Consider the following 18,265-nt stretch of genomic DNA (forward strand, 5'->3'; position numbering starts at 1 on the left):
CGTCGAAGACTACGACGTTGATAGGTTGGGTGTGTAAGCGCTGTGAGGCGTTGAGCTAACCAATACTAATTGCCCGTGAGGCTTGACCATATAACACCCAAGCAATTTGCGTCGAAAGGCCAGATTGCGGTGTGTGAAGACGCAATGAACCGAAAGTTCGAGATCTTACAAAACACCGACAGCTGTCACATACCCAATTTGCTGAAGCGAGGCCAGCTGGCCACGACTCAGTACCCGAATTTCTTGACGACCATAGAGCATTGGAACCACCTGATCCCATCCCGAACTCAGCAGTGAAACGATGCATCGCCGATGGTAGTGTGGGGTTTCCCCATGTGAGAGTAGGTCATCGTCAAGATTAAATTCCGAAACCCCATTTGCGAGAGCAGATGGGGTTTTGTTTTGGGCGCTCGAAAAGTGGGTACGCCTAGGCGGATGAGCTGTTGAGTATCTTCAAGGGCAGCTGCCGTATCACCGTACCCGTCGAGAGGGAACTCACTTCAGAGTGCCGTTGGGGAATTCAATGCAAAGTGTTTCTGCATTTTTGGTATGGTGCAGCACATTTCCCAAGGACTGATCTTTCATCGCAGGATGCGGCGTCGACCTTCTTCAACGAGATGCTGTAGAAATGCCTGAACCGATACCGATTAAAGATCACGAAAAAGAAAACCGCCTGGTCAACAAGCGCCTGCTCGCTTGTGCGTTGTTGGTGATAGGCATTACGTGTGCCCTGGTGGGGCGTATGTATTTCCTTCAAGTCGTACAGTTCGACTACCACTCCACGATTTCTGAAAACAACCGCGTCCACGTGCTGCCCATCACTCCGACGCGCGGCCTTATCTATGACCGTAATGGCGTGGTGCTGGCCGATAACCGACCCAGCTACAACCTGACCATCACCCGCGAGCGCACCACTGACCTCAAGGGCGAACTCGACGCCATCGTCAACTTGCTGCACCTGCCTGTCGAAGACCGTGCGTTGTTCGACAAGGCCCTGAAGCAGGCACGGCACCCCTTCGTCCCCGTGACGTTGTTTTACGAGTTGACCGAAGAGCAAGTCGCATTGCTGGCGGTGAATGAGTTCCGCCTGCCAGGAGTAGATGTAGAGCCGCAATTCGTCCGTCACTACCCGCTGGGTGCGCATTTTGCCCACTCCATCGGCTATGTGGGGCGGATCAATGAGAAAGAATCCAAAGCCCTCGACTCGGTGGAGTACCGTGGCACGCAGTCCATCGGCAAAACCGGTATCGAGCGTTTCTACGAATCCGAACTGCATGGTCATGTCGGCTACGAAGAGGTCGAGACCAATGCCCAAGGCCGCGTACTCCGTGTGCTCAAGCACACCGACCCGATTCCTGGCAAAAATATCGTCCTGAGCCTCGACGTGAAGCTCCAGGAAGCTGCGGAAGAAGCCCTGGGTGATCGCCGTGGCTCAGTGGTTGCCCTCGATCCGCAAACCGGCGAAGTACTGGCCATGGTCAGTAAGCCGAGTTTTGATCCGAACCTGTTCGTCACCGGCATCAGTTTCAAGGAGTATGCCGCCCTGCACGACTCCATTGACCGGCCGCTCTTCAACCGTGTCCTCCGGGGGCTCTATGCGCCGGGCTCGACCATCAAGCCGGAAGTGGCCATCGCTGGCCTCGACAGCGGTGTCGTCACCCCACAGACCCGTGTATTCGATCCCGGTTACTACCAGCTCCCCGACTTTGACCACAAATACCGCAATTGGAACCACAGCGGCGACGGCTGGGTAGACATGGACGCTGCCATCATGCGTTCCAACGACACTTACTTTTACGACCTTGCTCACAAACTCGGCATCGACCGTCTGCACGACTACCTGGCGGAGTTTGGCCTGGGCCAGAAAGTCTCCCTGGACATGTTCGAAGAGTCCGCTGGCTTGATGCCATCCCAGGCTTGGAAGCGCGCCACGCGGCGCCAACCCTGGTTCCCGGGCGAAACCGTGATCCTCGGCATTGGCCAGGGGTATATGCAAGTCACTCCGCTGCAATTGGCCCAGGCCACGGCGTTGATCGCCAACAAGGGTGTGTGGAATCGCCCGCACCTGGCCAAGACGATCAATGGTGAGCCGCCGGTGGACCAGAATCCAATGCCCAACGTCGTCCTCAAGGATCCGCGTGATTGGGAGCAGGTCAATCACGGTATGCAGTTGGTGATGCATGACCCGCGAGGTATCGCCCGGGCCGCCGCACAAGGGGCGCAATACCGCATTGCCGGCAAGAGCGGTACTGCGCAAGTGGTTGCGATCAAGCAAGGTGAGCGTTACAACCGCGAAAAAACCCTGGAGCGCCATCGCGACAACGCGTTGTTCGTTGGCTTCGCTCCGGCCGAACATCCGAAGATCGTGATTTCGGTGATGATCGAAAACGGTGAGGCCGGTGGTCGCGTCGCGGGTCCGGTGGTGCGGCAAATCATGGATGCCTGGCTACTCGACCAGGACGGTCACCTGAAGCCGCAATATGCGACGCCGGCAAAAGCGCCAGGTGACCCCCACGTCTAAATCATGCCTTCCACTCGTCCCATTGCTCTATGCCTTCATGGTCAAGCCAGGGCACATCATGGGCCATCCAGATGTGCGAGGTGGGCCTGACGCCCGGATCATCGTCCAGCGTCGCCACCCGCACGATCACATGGGGCTGATGCCCACGTTCTGCTATCAGATGTGAGCCACAGCGCGAGCAGAAATGCCTGAGCTTGCCCGGCGAAGATTCAAAGGACGCCAACAGTTCCTCCCCCAGCGTCCAGCGAAAATGTTCGCGCATTACTCCTGCGGTGGCGACAAACGGTGCCGCATGTATTTTGCGGCAGCTTGCGCAGTGGCAGTGGCTGATAGGCATGTCCAACTGGTCCACCTGATAGCGGACACCTTTGCAGAAGCAACTTCCATTCAATGGGTCAGTCATAAACGTATTGCCGGTTCAAGGACGGGGTCATCATGATTGCTTACAACCTGAGGTTGCGCATTATTTGGTGTCGCCTACTGTCAATGGAGGAGGTGACTTATGCACGTATTAGATCGCATTGAGCGAAAAGTTCTGCTGAACGCTTCACGTAAACAGGTCTGGGAAGCGCTCACCAATGCCGAGCAATTCGGCGATTGGTTTGGCATCGCCCTCAAGGGCAAAGCCTTTGTGGCAGGGGAAACCATAGAGGCGCCGATTACCTACCCAGGTTACGAACACGTGATCTGGAAAGCCAAAATCGAACGCATCCTGCCGCAAACGTTGTTCTCTTTCTGGTGGCACCCCTTCGCGGTAGAAAAGGGCGTCGACTACGACAAGGAAACCCCGACACTGGTTGAATTCACCATTGAGGATCGGGCGCCGGGCATTTTGCTGCGGGTGGTTGAATCCGGTTTCGACGCGGTGCCGGAGGCTCGTCGGCAAAAAGCCTTCAAGATGAATTCCCGTGGCTGGGACGAGCAGATGGGCAATATCGAAAACTATTTGAGCAAAACACGTCGGGCGTGAGCTGGAGAAATGGCACCATTGCGGTGCCCGCTTTCGCCGCCTTTAGAAGTCCACCGCTTGCGTGCGCGTTTACCTGCCGCGTTTGCGCAGATGCCGCGTAGAATCAACGCCTGAAAGCTATTCCTGAGGTGCGGTACGGTGGATTTACAGCAGGGTTTTGTCCTGACCCGGCATTGGCGCGATACCCCGGCGGGCACGGAGGTCAGTTTCTGGCTGGCCACAGACCAGGGGCCACGGTTTATCCGCCTACCCGTGCAGACCTCGGTGATGTTCATTCCCGAGGCCCATCGCAAGCCGCTGGATTGGTTGCTCAAAGGCGAACGCGATATCGAATTGCGCCCGCTGCAACTCTGCGATTTCCATCACCGCCCGGTCCTGGGCCTCTACACGCGCCAGCATCGCCAGTTGATGGACGTGGAAAAGCGCCTGCGCGCCGCCGGTGTCGATGTCTACGAAGCCGATGTGCGCCCGCCGGAACGCTACATGATGGAGCGTTTCATCACCGCTCCGGTCTGGTTCGGTGGGACACCGGATGCCAGTGGTGCCCTGTGCGATGCGCAGATGAAGCCCGCGCCCGACTACCGCCCGCCGCTCAAGCTGGTGTCCCTGGACATCGAGACCACCGCCCAGGGCGACCTCTATTCCATCGCCCTCGAAGGCTGCGGCGAACGCCAGGTGTACATGCTCGGCCCGCCGAACAAGACTGACGCGGTGGATTTCAAGCTCGACTACTGCGACACCCGCGCTCAACTGCTCGAATGCCTCAACCAATGGCTCGCCACCCATGACCCCGATGCAATCATCGGCTGGAATGTGGTGCAGTTCGACCTGCGCGTACTCCACGAACATGCCCAGCGCCTCAACGTACCGTTGATGCTCGGTCGCGGCGATGAGCCCATGGCCTGGCGCGAACACGGCAGCCGCAACCATTACTTCGCCGCAGCGGCGGGGCGTCTGATCATCGACGGTATCGAGGCCCTGCGTTCGGCCACCTGGAGTTTCGAATCCTTCAGCCTGGAAAACGTCGCGCAAACCCTGCTCGGCGAGGGCAAGGACATCTCCACACCGTATCAACGCATGGACGAAATCAACCGCATGTTCGCCGAGGACAAGCCCGCCCTGGCGCGTTACAACCTCAAGGACTGCGAGCTGGTCACGCGGATTTTCGAGAAGACCGAACTGCTCAAGTTCCTGCTCGAACGCGCCAGCGTCACCGGGTTGCCGGCCGACCGCAACGGCGGCTCGGTGGCGGCGTTTACCCACCTGTACATGCCGCTGATGCACCGCCAGGGCTTCGTCGCGCCGAACCTGGGCGACAAACCACCCCAGGCCAGCCCCGGCGGGTTTGTCATGGATTCGCGTCCTGGCCTCTACGAATCGGTGCTGGTGCTCGATTACAAAAGCCTTTACCCGTCGATCATCCGCAGCTTCCTGATCGACCCGGTGGGCCTGATCGAAGGCCTCAAGCACCCCGACGACAGCGACTCCGTCGAAGGCTTTCGCGGTGCACGCTTTTCTCGCACCCGGCACTGCCTGCCGGCCATCGTTGCGCGTGTCTCCGAAGGTCGCGAAGAGGCCAAGCGTGAGCACAACGCGCCGCTGTCCCAGGCGCTGAAAATCATCATGAATGCGTTCTACGGCGTACTCGGTTCCAGCGGTTGCCGCTTTTTCGATACACGACTGGCTTCGTCGATCACGATGCGCGGCCACCAGATCATGCGCCAGACCCGCGAACTGGTTGAAGCCCAGGGGTATGAGGTGATCTACGGCGACACCGACTCCACCTTCGTGTGGCTCGGCAGCGCGCATTCCCAGGACGACGCCAGCCGTATCGGCCAGGCGCTGGTCAAGCACGTCAACACCTGGTGGCGTGAGCACCTGCACAGCGCGTTCGGCCTGCAAAGTGCCCTGGAGCTGCAATACGAAACCCACTTCAGCCGCTTCCTGATGCCGACCATTCGCGGCGCGGAGGAGGGCAGCAAGAAGCGCTACGCCGGCCTGGTGGTACGTGCCGACGGCAGCGAAGAGATGATCTACAAAGGCCTGGAGACCGTACGCAGCGACTGGTCGCCCCTGGCCCGCCGGTTCCAGCAGGAACTCTACCAGCGCATCTTCCACCGCCAGCCCCATCAGGACTACATACGCGACTACGTGCGCCGCACCTTGAGCGGCGAGTTCGATGAACTGCTGATCTACCGCAAACGTCTGCGCCGTCAACTGGATGACTACGAGCGCAACGTGCCGCCCCATGTACGCGCGGCGCGCCTGGCCGATGAATACAACGACCGCCTGGGGCGCCCGCGCCAGTACCAGCGCGGCGGCTGGATCCGCTATGTGATCAGCGTCAACGGCCCCGAACCGCTGGAAGTACGCCAGGCGCCGATTGATTACGACCACTACGTCACCCGGCAATTGCAACCGGTCGCAGATGCCATCCTGCCGTTCGTGAGTGACGATTTCAGCACCCTGGTCGGCGGGCAAATGGGCTTGTTCTAAAATTCTTGATTCATCCAATGGAGGAAAGGCTATGTACACACTCTATGGCATCGACGAATCCGGCTCCTGCATGATTGAAATCGCCCTGCAACGGTGCGCGGTACCATGGCGACGGGTGGACGCCGCCTCCTGGGCCGACGGCGAGGGCAGTGATGAGCTTGCCCGTATCAACCCGCTCAAACAGGTGCCCACCCTGGTTATCCCCGATGGACAGGTGCTGACGGAAAGTGCCGCGATCCTGATCCACCTGGGCCTGGCGTTTCCCGATGCGCATCTGCTGGGCGGCGACCGTGACCAGATCATCCGCGGCCTGGTGTACATCGCGGCCAATTGCTATTCGGCGATTGGCATCATTGACTACCCGCAACGCTGGGTGGGCAATGCCGATGAAGCGGTGCAGGCGCAATTGGTCGCGGGCACGCGTCGCTATCTGCATCAGGCCTGGGTGGTGTTTGCCGAACAGTTTGCCGGCCAACTGTTCGCGTCCAACGGCGAACCGAATGCGCTGGGCATCATGGCGGCGGCGGTGTCGCGCTGGGATGAGGCGCGTGAGGCCTTGACTGCCCTGGCGCCAGGCTTTGCCCAGACCCTGGCGCAGGTGGATGCCGACCCGATCGTGGCGCCTGTCTTTGCCCGCCATTGGCCGGGCTGGAAGGTCTCGTAATGTTTGTGCAATCAAAGGAAACAATGCCGCATGTCGCCGCCAAGCCCTTGCGGAGCGGGCGTCCTGACCTACGCTTTCTGAACGCGGTGTAGGAATCATCCTTGAATTTGACTGTCGCAGACATGAAACTCAAGAACCCTGCATGGAATTCAAAGGAGGTGCGCATGCTCATCCGGTCGCTGACCCTGGCTACCTTGATGGCTTTTACGGGGCCGCTGTTGGCTGCTGATGATATCAACCCGCTCAAGCAGGACCTGGGCAAAGCCCGGCCACTGGTGGTGGTGGAGCTTGATTCCGGCAACGACACACTGGCGACCCTCAAGAAACAACTGGACGAGCCTGCCACCAAGCAGTCCTTTGAAGAGCGCAGCATGGTGTTCTACACCGTGAAGTTTGGCAGCATCGGTGCCGAAGGGGAGAAGTTCGCCAAGGACCCCAAGGACAACAAGAAGCTCACGCCGCCCGAGACCAATGCGCTGATCCGCGCCCTCAAACTGGGTGCCGGCAGCGGCACCAAAGTGATCCTGGTGGGCAAGGATGGCGAGAAGAAAGTCGAGAAGACCGTGCCACCGGATACCCTCGATTTGAAAGAGTTTTTCAGCGCCATCGACCAGATGCCGATGGCCGAGAAAGAAACCGCCGCCGCCCCGGAACCCGAGCCCGTTGCACCGGCTCCGGCCAAGGGCGCCAAGCCGGCGAAACACGCCGGCAAGCCCGCCGCGCAACAACTGGATGACTGAACCCGATACCCGGTAGGAGCACGCTCGCTCCTACCGTTATCTGGCAGCCTTGCGCAGCGGAAATGGAAAGTAGAAAAACCGCAGGAATGCCACCCGCTTGATCACTTCCCCGATCAACAACGGCACCACTACCGCCACCACAAAACCGATGCAGGCCGCGACAAACGCGTGCAGCCCCAGACGCTCCATCAAATCGAATGTCTTGTGCTGGATCTCCCCATGGAAGATCAGCAGGATCAGGGTCGACTGGCCGATGTAGGTCATGACCCGGGTGATCAGGGCCGACGCCATCAGCACCCGCGCCAACGCCCAGCACAGGTACACCCCAATCACCGCCAGCAGGCTGGTCCACAGCCAGTGGTCGTAGCGACGCTGCGCCAGGTCCATGGTATCGCCCCGGTAGAGGAACACCGCCGCGAACAGCGCCACCGACACCAGCAGGGTCAGCAGTGACCCCGCATGGGTACGCAGCCAGTCACGCAGCAGGTAGCCGTAGACGAAACACGCGCTGCTGATCAGGGTGATATCCAGGCTGAAGGGCAAGCCGGGCAGCACCCAGGTTTGCCCGCCGAGAGTCACCGGCAGTTGCCAGAACCACGGCAGCATCCAGATGCCGATCAGCAGCGGCACCAGCATCACTGCACAGCTCACCGCCAGCGGCAGGCGCTGAATCAGCCGCAGTACCGCCCAACTGAAGAGGATCGCCACCCAGAAGTGCGGCAAAAACCACAGCGCCTGCCAGGGGATGGTGTCCACCGAGGCGTACAGCACGCCGCCGATATCCGGCAGCAGCGGTTGGCCGCGCAGCACATCGCGCACGATCACATACACCAGCATGGTGAAGAAAAACGGCTTGAGCAGGCCGTCGGCCTTACGCACCGCCATCTCGACAAACGGCTGTTCAGGTTTGAAAAACACCCCCGACAGAAAGAAGAACAACGGCAGTACGAACGACGCCAGGATCGGGTACATCAAGTCCGGCGACGTGGCGACAAACCAACTGTGGGCGTACACGATCACCAGGATGCCGATGCCCTTGGCGATATCCATTTGAATCCAGCGATTTTTCACCTGAGTGCTCCCGATCTATAAACTCCACCGCCCCTGTAGGAGCTGGCTTGCCAGCGAAGAACGCAAGGGCACCACGTGCATCCAGAATGCCCGCGTTATCGTTGACGATTTTCGCTGGCAAGCCAGCTCCTACAATAAGCGTCATGCCTTGCGCCACGGCTTGAGCCACAGCCCCATGCCGAGCAGCACCACGGCGCCCGCCAGGGTGCTCAGCCCCAGTTGCAGCCACACGCCCTCAATACCAAACAGCATCAGCGCCGCCAGCCCCATCAGCAGTGCACTGAGCAGCCAGTGCCGGGCCCAGGGCAGGGCGTCGAGCAAGGCCTGGCGCTGCATCAGCAACAGTGCGGTGCAGAGCACGCCGGCCAGTGCGGCCAAGGGGATGCCGGCCAGGCCGAACACCCAGGGCAGCGCTCCCAGCAACAACACGTTGACCAGGCTGCCGAGCAACTCGCAGCGCAGCGGCTGGCGCGTATCGCCGGCGGCGTAGGCATAGCGCGCGAGCAAGGCGTTCCAGGCGCCGAACACCAACGGCACGGCAAACCAGGCCAGCAGCAGCGGCAACGGCGAATCCGCCGATTGCCTGGGCAGCAGCAGCGCCACCAGGCTCGGGGCTGCCGCCACCAGGCCGACACCGGCAGGCAGGGTCAGTACGCTGGCGGTTTCCAGGCCGCGCTTGAGCAGGGCCAGGCGCTCATCGCCCTGACGACGGCTCATCATGCCCAGCAGTACCTGGTTGAGACTCATCAGCGCAATCAGCGGCAGGTTCATCAGCTTGCGCGCCAGGTTGACCCAGGTCACCGCGCCTTCGCCCAGCAGCGATGCCACCAGCCGCTCGATCAGCGCCAACCCCTGGCTGGCGCCATTGCTCAGCAACAGCGGTCCGATGCGCTGGCCCAGCTCCCGCAAGGGTGCGACGCTCAGTTGCCAGCGCCATGGCCGCCAGCCTTGGCGCCACACCGACGGCAACAGCGCCAGCGGCATCAACAGGCTGCCGGCCAGGCAGGCCAGGGCCAGCGCGTGCGGTTGGCTGGTAGTGCCCGCGAGGGCGAGGTACGTCACCGGCGGCAGGTTGAACAGCAACGAGCCCAGCCCCGCGAGGACAAAACGTTCGCTGGCCTGCAAGGGAATGCTGAACAGCCCATGCAACATCAAGCCCGGCACACACCAGGCGACGATCTGCAGGTTGCTGCTGGCCAAGACTGTGGCGGTGTCGGCCAACCCCGGGCCGAGCATTTGCACCAACCACGGTGCCAACAGCGTCAGCAGCAGGCTGATGACCAGCGCGATCAGCAGCAACGCCGGGAACAGCACCGCCAGCCACTCCAGGCGTTCGCCATGCTTGCGTTGCAGGTACAACGGCAGCGCGGCGGCGCTCAGCACACCGCCGGCCAACGACATGCGCAGCGCTTCCGGCAAAAACAGCGCGATCAGGAAGGCATCGCTGCGCTCTCCGGCGCCCCAGGCCGCCACCAGCAGCCATTCACGGGCAAATCCCAGGCACAGGCCCACCAGGGTCGCCAATGTCAGCCAGGCGGCAGAGCCGAGCATCAGGGCCGTGCCCCATCAGGCAGGTGTTTGCGGTAGGCCACGGTCTTCACTTGCGGCAGCCGCGCCGGAAACAACCGCCGCGCCTCCAGTACATTGATGCCCACCATCAGCCAGAACAACGCCACCATCACCACCGCAAAACTGAAGTAGTGGTCGAACAGGCCGCTGACCAGCGCCGACAGAATCCCGCCGGTGGTGCCCAGCCACAGGGCATTGTCCTTGGTCAGGCGGATCGGGCCTTTTTGCGGACGCGCCTCACGCCACCAGCGCACGGTCACCGCCACAAAGAACAGCATGCCGACGATGCCGGTCTTGTAGATGAAGTTCAGCCACAGGTTGGAGATCCCCAGCAGGTGGGTACCCGGTACCGGCGGGTCAACCTTGAAGCCGATCCCGAACGGATAGGACACCACCGCCTGCGGGAACATGCGGTACTCGTCGAACCGCACTTCGGTACTGGCGTTGTCCGACGAGAAAATCGTCGCCAGGCGTTCCTGTAACGGTGGGTAGGCCATTACCAGTGCCACGGTCAGCGCCGCGCCGATCATCAGCAGGCGCCCGGTGTAGGGCACGCGGCGCGTAGCCATCCACACCAGCACCAACGCCAGGCTGACCATCGCGCCGCGGCTGCTGGCCAACAGCAACGCGGCCGCGCCCAGGCAGGCGACGCCCAGGCCCAGCGCACGTTTCCAGCCCTGTTCGGTCACGCCGAAGCAGAAGGCCAGGGGCAGCAGCAATGCCATGATCCCGCCGATGGCATTCGGGTGCATCCACGGCGAACCCATGCGCGAAGACATGGCCTCCAGGCCGAATTTCAACATGTCGAAGTTGCCGTAGTTGAACAACGCCAGAATCGGCGCAATGCCAGCCCCGGAGCGCGTGCGCACGAACACCGCAATCGACAGCACCAGCATCGCCAGGCTGCCCAGCAACAGGGCGATGACCAAGGATTCACGCTGCTTGCGGTCCACCAGCAACCTGGCGCAGAGAAACACTGCCGACAGGCTCAGCAACCAGCGCAGCCAGTTGGCCACGCCGCTGCTGTCGGCGTGGACGGTGACCTGGCCGACGATGAACGGGAACACGCTGAACAGCATCAGCCACAGCAGCATCTGGTCGGTGGGACGGCGGATCAGGCTGGGCGTATCGGGCAGGCGGGCCAGGAAGTTGTGCCACAGCACCGCGCCCCAGGTCAGGGCCAGGATCGCTTCGCTGACGGTGCTGCGGATCCCCAGGTTGAGGGTCGAGTACGGCATGAACGTGGCGATCAGGGCAAACAGCAACAGGCCCCAGAACGGAAAGCGCAGGATGGTCACCGCCCCGGCCAGGCCGACTACGGCGAGAAACGCCTTGGCCGGCGACAGCAACAGGGCGAGGGCGCCAAACAGCAGGCCGAAGAGGATCGCGACGAGGCTTGCCAGGTTCACTCTCACTGAAGTTCCTCGATCAGTTCGGCCAGGCGCTGGCGATAGGCATGATGGTTGAAACGTTGCGCCCACAGGCGCCGTTGCTCGGCGCAGTCTTCATCCGGCCGCGCGCCCAGGCTGAGCATCAATTGCACCAGCGCCGGGCCATCGATGGGCGAAAAGCGCGGGGCCGACGGCGGGGTGATTTCATCCAGCGAAGTGCCGCTCGCCACCGCCACCGGCGTACCGACGCTCAGGGCCTCGATCACCGGCAGGCCAAAGCCTTCGGCATAGGACGGCTGCCACAGGCGTGACGCCTGGCGGTAAAGCGCCTGCAACTCGGCGTCCGACACGCCGCTCAGCGCACGAATCCCCGGCAATGTGCGCTGGGCTTCGGGCAAGTGTTCCAAACTGCCCACCAGCACCAACTCCGGCACCGAAGGGGATTGGCGCCGCGCCTGCTGCCAGGCGTCCACCAAAAACGGCACGTTCTTGCGCAACTCGCGGGTGCCCACCAGCAGCCAGTAGTGCTCGGGCAATTGATGCCGGCTCAGGTCCGCCACCAGCCCGGCAAAGCCATCGACCTGATTGGGCAGCACACGAATCTTGCCCACCGCCTTGGGAAACAGCCGCGCGGTTTCATCGGCGCTGTACTGCGACGGCGTCCACACGCGGTCGGCGCTGTGCACCGCGTAGGCAATCGACAGGCGATCGCTGGTCTTGTAGATCAGCGCCTTCAAGCGGTTGGCATGGTAGTTGTCCAGGGTGATCTGGAACAGGTCATGCAGCAGTACCACGGTGCGCAAGCCTTTCGGTTTGGGCGGCAACGGCAGGCCCATGTTGAAGGTGCTGATGTACAGGTCGATACGCTCCTCGCGCAAGGCGCGGGGCAGAAAACCGGCCTCAAAGCGCAGACGATTCTGCGGCTGGTGCATGGCGGTCTTGGCACAGCCCCACGCCGGGCAGTGGGCCTGCAGGCGCGTTTCATCGCCCAGTGGTGCCACGGTAAACCGTTCAAGCTCGATGCCCGGCAAGGTGTGCAGGGCGCTTTCCAGTGCGTACACCTGGCGGCTGATGCCCGATTGCGGCGAGGTGCCGACGGTGCGGTAATCCAGGCCTATACGCATACGGGCTCCCTCTGGCTCAGCGGCACGAGGGTGGCGTACACCTGCTCCAATTGGCTGGCGGCGACGCTCCAGTCATGGGCGCGGCGTACGTAGGCGCGGCCCGCCTCACCCATGGGCGCGGCGGCTTCAGGGCATTGCAGCAGGCGCACCACGGCATCGGCCAGGTCGTCGGCGCTTTGCCCACCGAGGTAGTCCAGGCCTTCCACCAGGTCCAGCCCCGACACGCCTTGTTCGGTGCTGGCCAGCGGCAGGCCGGCGGCCAGGGCTTCGAGCACCTTGAGCTTGGAGCCGCCGCCGTGGCGCAACGGCGCCAGGAACACCGAACAGCTCGATTGCAGGTCGAGCAGGTTGGGCACGAAGCCTTGCCACTCGATACGCGGGTCTTTCCAACGCTCGCGCCAGCTGCCGGGCATGCCGAAGCCGCACACGCTCATGCGCGCATCCGCACAGCGCGCCCAGACCTTGGGCAATATTTCATCCAGGGCCCATTCGATGGCGTCCACGTTCGGCGCGTATTCATAGTTGCCGAGGAACAGCACGCGGCGTGTCGACGGGTCGGGATGGGCGGCGGCGAAGTGATCGCATTCCACGCCATTGACCACCACCGGTACGGGTTTGCCGGCGATTTTTTCCAGGACGTGCGCATCGTTTTGAGTGACCGCCACCACCTGCGCGGCCTGGCGCATCACCCGGCGTTCCCAGCGGGCATAGCGCCATTGATCGTAGCGAATGAACGGCAGCGACCAACGCGGCAAACGGTCGTAGGTGGCCACGCCCAGGGCCGACTCCACATTGTGTTCGGTCAGCACAAAGGGCTGTGATTTACGCGCCAGCGCATCTTCGTAAGGCTGGAAACTGTAGCTGTGCTCGATCTGCACCACGTCCCACTGCTCACCCAGCAACCAGTTGAAGGTGTCCTGCAACTCGCCCGCCAGCCCATTCACACTGGCCAGCAGCGGGTAGGGTGCAAACAGCCCCGCCACCAGGGTCTTGAGGCTGCGCAACGGGCGGCGCGGCAGGATGATCAACTGTTCGACAAATGCTTCCAGCACCTGGCGGTCGGCAGGGGACACCGGATGCTTGTCATGCAGCAGCAAGGTGAGCCGATGACCCCGCGCCGCCAGGCTGCGCAGCAGGTGGAACTGGCGCGTCTTGCCGCCGCTGGTGGCGGGCCAGGGCGAGTAGGGCAGGATCCATAAAATGCGCATGGCGGGCCTCACTCCCATAACAGAATTTGCAGGTTCGGCTTGACCATGACGGTCAGCCCGTGGGTGCCGCTTACCGGGGTTTGCGTACCGCGCAGCGGGTCATACAGGGTGGCGCTGGCCAGGTTGGGCAGGTGTGCGTTGCCGCCCCCGGCCGCCCAGAAGAACCATAGCTTGCGCCCGTCGGCGCGGGTCCAGCCGATGCTGAACAGGCCGTCGGGCAACTGATCGGCGCTGGGCGGGTCGCCGGGGGTGAGCGTCGGACCGCTGACGTCGAGGAAATTTTTCAGCGCGGTGTAGACCGGCTTGGGGTTGGCGTCGATGTCGAGCAAACCGTAAGACTGATCACGCACACTGGCGCGCTGGTCCAGATCACTGAGGGTAAACAGGAAGATCCGGTCGTAATCCAGCGCACTCATCAGCGCCAGGCGGCGCACCACGTAATCGGCCTGGGCCTGTGGGGTGATGATGTCCTGGGCGTCTTTGGGACCTGTGTAGGTCGACCAGCCCCACTCGGTGCTCCACAGGGTCTGCACGCCGCCGTTGCGCAGGGCCTGGTTGAGCGCGGTGGTCCTGGCGATAAAGTCCAGGTTGGCCGGGTCGTTGCCTTCGGGCAATTGGGTATAAGGGTGGTACGAGACGACGGTATTGAGGCTGGCCACGCCCAGGGCGCCGAGGGCATCGAACATGCTCTGGCCGTTGGGCATTTCGCTGAAGAATGCCATGCCGGCGGCCACCACCGGTTTGCTCGGGCTCATTGCGCGCAACGCGGCGGCGGTGGTGGTCAGCAGTGCGGCGTAGCCGGCCGGGTCGGCTGCCGGGCGCCAGAAGCCCAGCAGGTTCGGTTCGTTCCACACCTGCCAGGCGTCGACACTGGGGTAGCGCTGTGCCAACAGCGCCATGCGGTTGGCGAACACGTTCGGGTCTTTCGGCGGGTACTGGTCCTGATACGGCGCACCCACCGGCGCAGTGGTGGCGAACGGCGCCGACCCCACCAGGTAGAACACCGACTTGAGCTGGTTGTCCTGCAGTTTGCCTACCAACTGATCCAACGTCGCAACCTGGTATTGCCCTGGGACCGGCTCCAGCTGGTCCCAATGCAAATCCAGGCGTACCCACTCCAGGCCCAGCGCCTTGAGACGGTCGATCTGCTTCTGATAGCGCTCAGGGGCGAACCACAGGAACTGCGCGTTCACCCCGAGGAAATCTTTCCACACCACGGTTTTGTTGCCCTTGAGCACATGGCTCTCGGCATCGGCCTGGCGCCCCCACAAAAACGCGGTCAGGCCCAAGGCGGCGACCACGACCAGGGTGGCGACGTACGTGCGTTTACGCGCCATGGCGGCTGCCCTCGATGGCTTGCTCAAACAGCGCCTTGAACTTCTGCGCGGTCAACGGCCACAAGCGTTCGCGGCCGATTTCGCCGGCGCGTTCGGCCCAGTCCCGGGCCAGCGGCGGCGTGCGTGCCAGGCGCAGCAGTTGCTCGCTGAGGGCATCCACATCGCCTTCGGGGTAGATAGCGCCATTGCCGCTGGCGACTTCCTCGGCAAACGCGCGAGCGTCAGACGTGATCGCCCCACGCCCGCAGGCGGCAGCCCAGGACAGCGCGCCACTGGTACCGCGCTGGCGCCCGAGCAGGCCGAGTTTTTTCGATTCGCGATAGGGCAGCACCATCACATGGTGGGCCTGGATGGTCTGGGCAATCTCTTCAGCCGGCAGGTTCAGCCGCCAGTCGATGGCATCCGCCAGGCCGAGTTCAGCGATCTGGCGGTTCAACTGCTCCAGGTAGTTGCCGCCTGCGCCAAACGCCATTTCGGCGGCGGTGCCACCGGCCAGGGTCAGGCGCACACGCTCACGCAATTCGGGGGCCTGCTTGAATACGCCGGCCAGGGCCTCTAACAGGTCTTCGATGCCTTTACCCCGGTAGATAAACCCGAAGTACAGCAGGCGCAGCGTATCCAGGGGCGGCAACGGCGCCGATGGAATCGCCAGATTGGCATGGTTGATCACCGCGACTTTCCCCGCCGGCAGTTGCATGCGTTGGCCCAGGCACTCGGCGCCCAGGCGGGTGAGGGTGATCAAGCGGGTCAAGCCGGCGGCGACCTGGCGCTCTTCACGCAAGGTCAGCGGATCCGCCAGCACCACTGCCGCCTGTGGCATCGGGCTGGGCAAGCGCTCCAGCAGGTTCAACGGGAATGGCAAGCGCTCGCGCCGCCAGACGATGCGTTCCGGATCATGCACCGTGGCGGTCAAGGGCAGTGCCGGGTAGGCCTTGCGCAATTCGCGCAGGGCCAGGAACTCCCCCAGCCGTCCGCCGCCCAGCTCGGCGTGGACCAGGTCCACGCTGTGCCAGTCGAACCTCCCTATGGCCTGCTTGATCGCTTCGCTATTGCCTGCCACACCGGCCAACGGCGTCAGCACCGTCACCCCCAGTTGTTCCAGGGCCGTGCGGAAATGGTTCGCGTAGTCGGCGATGCCATTTTTTTCCGGTGGCAACGGGGCGAGCAGGGCGACACGCATCAGAACGCCCCCCGGTACTTGGCGATGGTTTTCAGCACCTTGGCTGGCACTTCGAACTTGCGCCGGTTGATGATGATGCCGTCGACCTTGCCGAACGCGGTGTTGAGGATCGACAGCGCGTGCTCCACCACCGGCACCGTGCTCTTCTGCGCTTCCACCACCAGCCCGATCAGGTCTGCCCGACGCAGGTTGATAAACGCATCGCGGTTATCCAGCAGCGCCGAGGCGTCCAGCAGCACCACTTCACCTGGCGCCGCCGGTTCGGCGCCGCCCACACGCACGTTGATACTGTTTTCCTGCAGCAACTGACGCAGTTGTTCCACCACAAAGGTCACCCCTTCGCCGTGCCGTGCCGAGGTCAGGCCAAGAGTCAGGCCCTGCTCGGCGATGCGCTCCAACTGCAGCAACCCGTACAGCCGGTAGATGCTCGCATTGAATGCGTTGGTGCTTTGGGCGGTGCTGGTGTCCAGCTCGGGCAAGGTGGTCCACAGCGGGAGGCCGAACTTGCGTTCCGCCAGGCCGCCATCGTGGATGCGCTGGTCGAGCAGGTAGCACAGGTAGATCACCAGCAGGCCGACGACGAGGGCGAATGGGACCGCCAGCACCAGCATCACCAGGGTTTTTGGGAAGATACGGCCGGGGTTCAGGGTGGCCTCTTCGATCACCGCGATGTTGCTGATCTGGCTGTTATCCAGTTCGCGGTCAATGCGTGATTTTTCCAGGTTGTCCACATACAACGCGTAGTTGCGTTCGGCGGCGCCCAGCTCCCGGGCGAGGCGTGTCAGTTCCGGTTCGATCTCCAGGGCTTGCTTGCGCTGGGCTTCGAGGTTGGCCAGTTGTTTCTGTTGTTGTGTCAGTTGGGTACGCAGCGCGAGGTTGTTGCTCGACTCATCCAGCAGTACTCGCTGCAAGTGGATTTCCAGGGTATTGGGCGCGCGGTTTTCCGAGCTTTGCACGGTGTTGCTTTCACTCGCGACATGGGCCTGCATTGCGCGGATCGATGCATCCAGGGCTTTGACCGGCGGCGCGTTGTCCGTGTAGGTGCGCATCATGTCGGCCTTTTCCAGCAGCTTCTGGTTCAGCAGGCGGCGCAGGTCCTGCTGCTGGGGGTTCAGTGCGATCTGGCGCACCGTGGTGACTTCCTTGGGCTGGCTCTTGAGCTGGGTGCGGGTGCTCTGGATGGCGCTGTCGGAGGAGGCGATCAGGCGCGTGGTGTTGAACGTTTCGCCCCGCAGTACGTTGATGCGCTCGGACAAGTCTTCCAGGCGATCGGTGATGCTCGCCGCGCCGATCTGGTTCAGGTGCGTGAGGATCTGTTGCTTGTAGCTCTGGATCTCGGTGGCGCTGGTGGCTACCTGGCCTTCATAGAAGACGTACAGGCTCTTGCGCCCCAGGGCCTGGGTGCGTTCGTTGACATAGGTCTCGACCCAATCCTTGACCACCGCCTGGGCTATCTCCGGGTCGCCCCAGGTAAAAGTGATGTCCATCACCGTGGAACCGGCCGCGTGGCTTACCTCGAAGTTCTTTTCCAGGCCCGCCGCCAGGCGTTCCACCGGCGTGGTTTTTTCCACCACGCCGACAGTTTCCAGTACCACGCGGATGCCATCGAACACCGCGCCTATGCCACTCTTGACGTAGTACTTGGTGCGCTTCCAGAAGCCTTCCGGTGGCGGTGCGTTACTGATCACTTCCAGGTAGTGCTCGGCCACCGCCCGCACAATCGGGCGCCCGGTGAGCAGGCGCTCTTCGTCGACAATCGGGTCGCGCTGGGTGCTGGGCATCACCAGCGCCTGGCGATTGCTGATCTCGATGGGCAAGGTCGAATCACGCCCCGGCTTGACCAGCAGGCGCGCCGTGGATTCGTACTTGGCCGGCAGCAGGAAAGCCCCCAACAGAATGATCACCAGCGCCGCAATGGCGGCCAGTTTGAACTCGTGGCGGAAGATGAAGAACAGGCGTAGCAGATCACGAAAAGAACGGATCTCGATCATGGG

General features: G+C 62.5%; 14 protein-coding genes and 2 rRNA genes. 7 read left to right on the forward strand and 9 right to left on the reverse strand.

Going from position 1 to position 18,265, the window contains the following annotated elements; translation table 11 throughout:
- The 3 genes from F6S08_RS15685 to mrdA form a co-directional block, all read left to right on the forward strand.
- Positions 1-90 (forward strand): 23S ribosomal RNA (locus tag F6S08_RS15685); the annotation flags it as partial.
- A 152-nt stretch (positions 91-242) separates the two neighbouring features.
- Positions 243-358: ribosomal RNA gene (gene rrf, locus F6S08_RS15690) — 5S ribosomal RNA — on the forward strand.
- A 270-nt stretch (positions 359-628) separates the two neighbouring features.
- Complete coding sequence (gene mrdA / locus F6S08_RS15695) at positions 629-2,521, forward strand: penicillin-binding protein 2 (RefSeq protein WP_065926889.1); 1,893 nt, start codon at positions 629-631, stop codon at positions 2,519-2,521.
- 1 nt (position 2,522) lies between these two features.
- Here mrdA and F6S08_RS15700 read toward each other — a convergent pair whose 3' ends face one another.
- Positions 2,523-2,924, reverse strand: coding sequence for a GFA family protein (locus F6S08_RS15700; RefSeq protein WP_065926890.1), 402 nt, complete (start codon positions 2,922-2,924; stop codon positions 2,523-2,525).
- Positions 2,925-3,023: 99 nt separating this feature from the next.
- Here F6S08_RS15700 and F6S08_RS15705 point away from each other — a divergent pair, with 99 nt between their 5' ends.
- From F6S08_RS15705 to F6S08_RS15720, 4 genes are all read left to right on the forward strand, one after another.
- Positions 3,024-3,491, forward strand: coding sequence for an SRPBCC family protein (locus tag F6S08_RS15705; RefSeq protein WP_065926891.1), 468 nt, complete (start codon positions 3,024-3,026; stop codon positions 3,489-3,491).
- A 138-nt stretch (positions 3,492-3,629) separates the two neighbouring features.
- A complete protein-coding gene (locus F6S08_RS15710) occupies positions 3,630-5,987 on the forward strand; it encodes a DNA polymerase II (protein WP_137212918.1) in 2,358 nt (785 codons plus the stop codon).
- Between the two features lie 31 nt (positions 5,988-6,018).
- Positions 6,019-6,651: a glutathione S-transferase family protein gene (locus F6S08_RS15715; RefSeq protein ID WP_065926893.1), complete on the forward strand. Its 633-nt coding sequence runs from the start codon at positions 6,019-6,021 to the stop codon at positions 6,649-6,651.
- A 164-nt stretch (positions 6,652-6,815) separates the two neighbouring features.
- A complete protein-coding gene (locus F6S08_RS15720) occupies positions 6,816-7,391 on the forward strand; it encodes a DUF4174 domain-containing protein (RefSeq protein ID WP_065926894.1) in 576 nt (191 codons plus the stop codon).
- A 36-nt stretch (positions 7,392-7,427) separates the two neighbouring features.
- Here F6S08_RS15720 and F6S08_RS15725 read toward each other — a convergent pair whose 3' ends face one another.
- From F6S08_RS15725 to F6S08_RS15760, 8 genes are all read right to left on the reverse strand, one after another.
- Positions 7,428-8,462 carry an acyltransferase family protein gene (locus tag F6S08_RS15725; protein WP_137212920.1) on the reverse strand — a complete coding sequence of 345 codons (1,035 nt, stop codon included), beginning with the start codon at positions 8,460-8,462 and terminating at the stop codon, positions 7,428-7,430.
- Positions 8,463-8,603: 141 nt separating this feature from the next.
- Positions 8,604-10,013 (reverse strand): lipid II flippase MurJ, encoded by a 1,410-nt coding sequence (locus F6S08_RS15730; protein WP_065947046.1) that lies wholly within the window; start codon positions 10,011-10,013, stop codon positions 8,604-8,606.
- Positions 10,013-11,440: an O-antigen ligase family protein gene (locus F6S08_RS15735; RefSeq protein WP_315871858.1), complete on the reverse strand. Its 1,428-nt coding sequence runs from the start codon at positions 11,438-11,440 to the stop codon at positions 10,013-10,015. Before F6S08_RS15735 ends, F6S08_RS15730 begins: the two co-directional genes overlap by 1 nt.
- Positions 11,441-11,442: 2 nt before the next feature.
- Positions 11,443-12,546, reverse strand: coding sequence for a glycosyltransferase family 1 protein (locus F6S08_RS15740; RefSeq protein ID WP_315871859.1), 1,104 nt, complete (start codon positions 12,544-12,546; stop codon positions 11,443-11,445).
- On the reverse strand, positions 12,537-13,754 hold the full coding sequence (locus F6S08_RS15745) for a glycosyltransferase family 4 protein (protein ID WP_315871860.1): 1,218 nt from the start codon (positions 13,752-13,754) through the stop codon (positions 12,537-12,539). The genes F6S08_RS15740 and F6S08_RS15745 overlap by 10 nt, the downstream gene beginning before the upstream one ends.
- An 8-nt stretch (positions 13,755-13,762) precedes the next feature.
- Positions 13,763-15,091 (reverse strand): GH39 family glycosyl hydrolase, encoded by a 1,329-nt coding sequence (locus F6S08_RS15750; RefSeq protein WP_315871861.1) that lies wholly within the window; start codon positions 15,089-15,091, stop codon positions 13,763-13,765.
- Positions 15,081-16,271 carry a glycosyltransferase gene (locus F6S08_RS15755; protein ID WP_315871862.1) on the reverse strand — a complete coding sequence of 397 codons (1,191 nt, stop codon included), beginning with the start codon at positions 16,269-16,271 and terminating at the stop codon, positions 15,081-15,083. Before F6S08_RS15755 ends, F6S08_RS15750 begins: the two co-directional genes overlap by 11 nt.
- Positions 16,271-18,262 carry a GumC family protein gene (locus tag F6S08_RS15760; RefSeq protein ID WP_065947050.1) on the reverse strand — a complete coding sequence of 664 codons (1,992 nt, stop codon included), beginning with the start codon at positions 18,260-18,262 and terminating at the stop codon, positions 16,271-16,273. The genes F6S08_RS15755 and F6S08_RS15760 overlap by 1 nt, the downstream gene beginning before the upstream one ends.
- Between the last annotated feature and the right edge of the window lie 3 nt (positions 18,263-18,265).

Source organism: Pseudomonas sp. JV449, from assembly GCF_032424295.1.
Classification (GTDB): Bacteria; Pseudomonadota; Gammaproteobacteria; order Pseudomonadales; family Pseudomonadaceae; genus Aquipseudomonas; species Aquipseudomonas marginalis.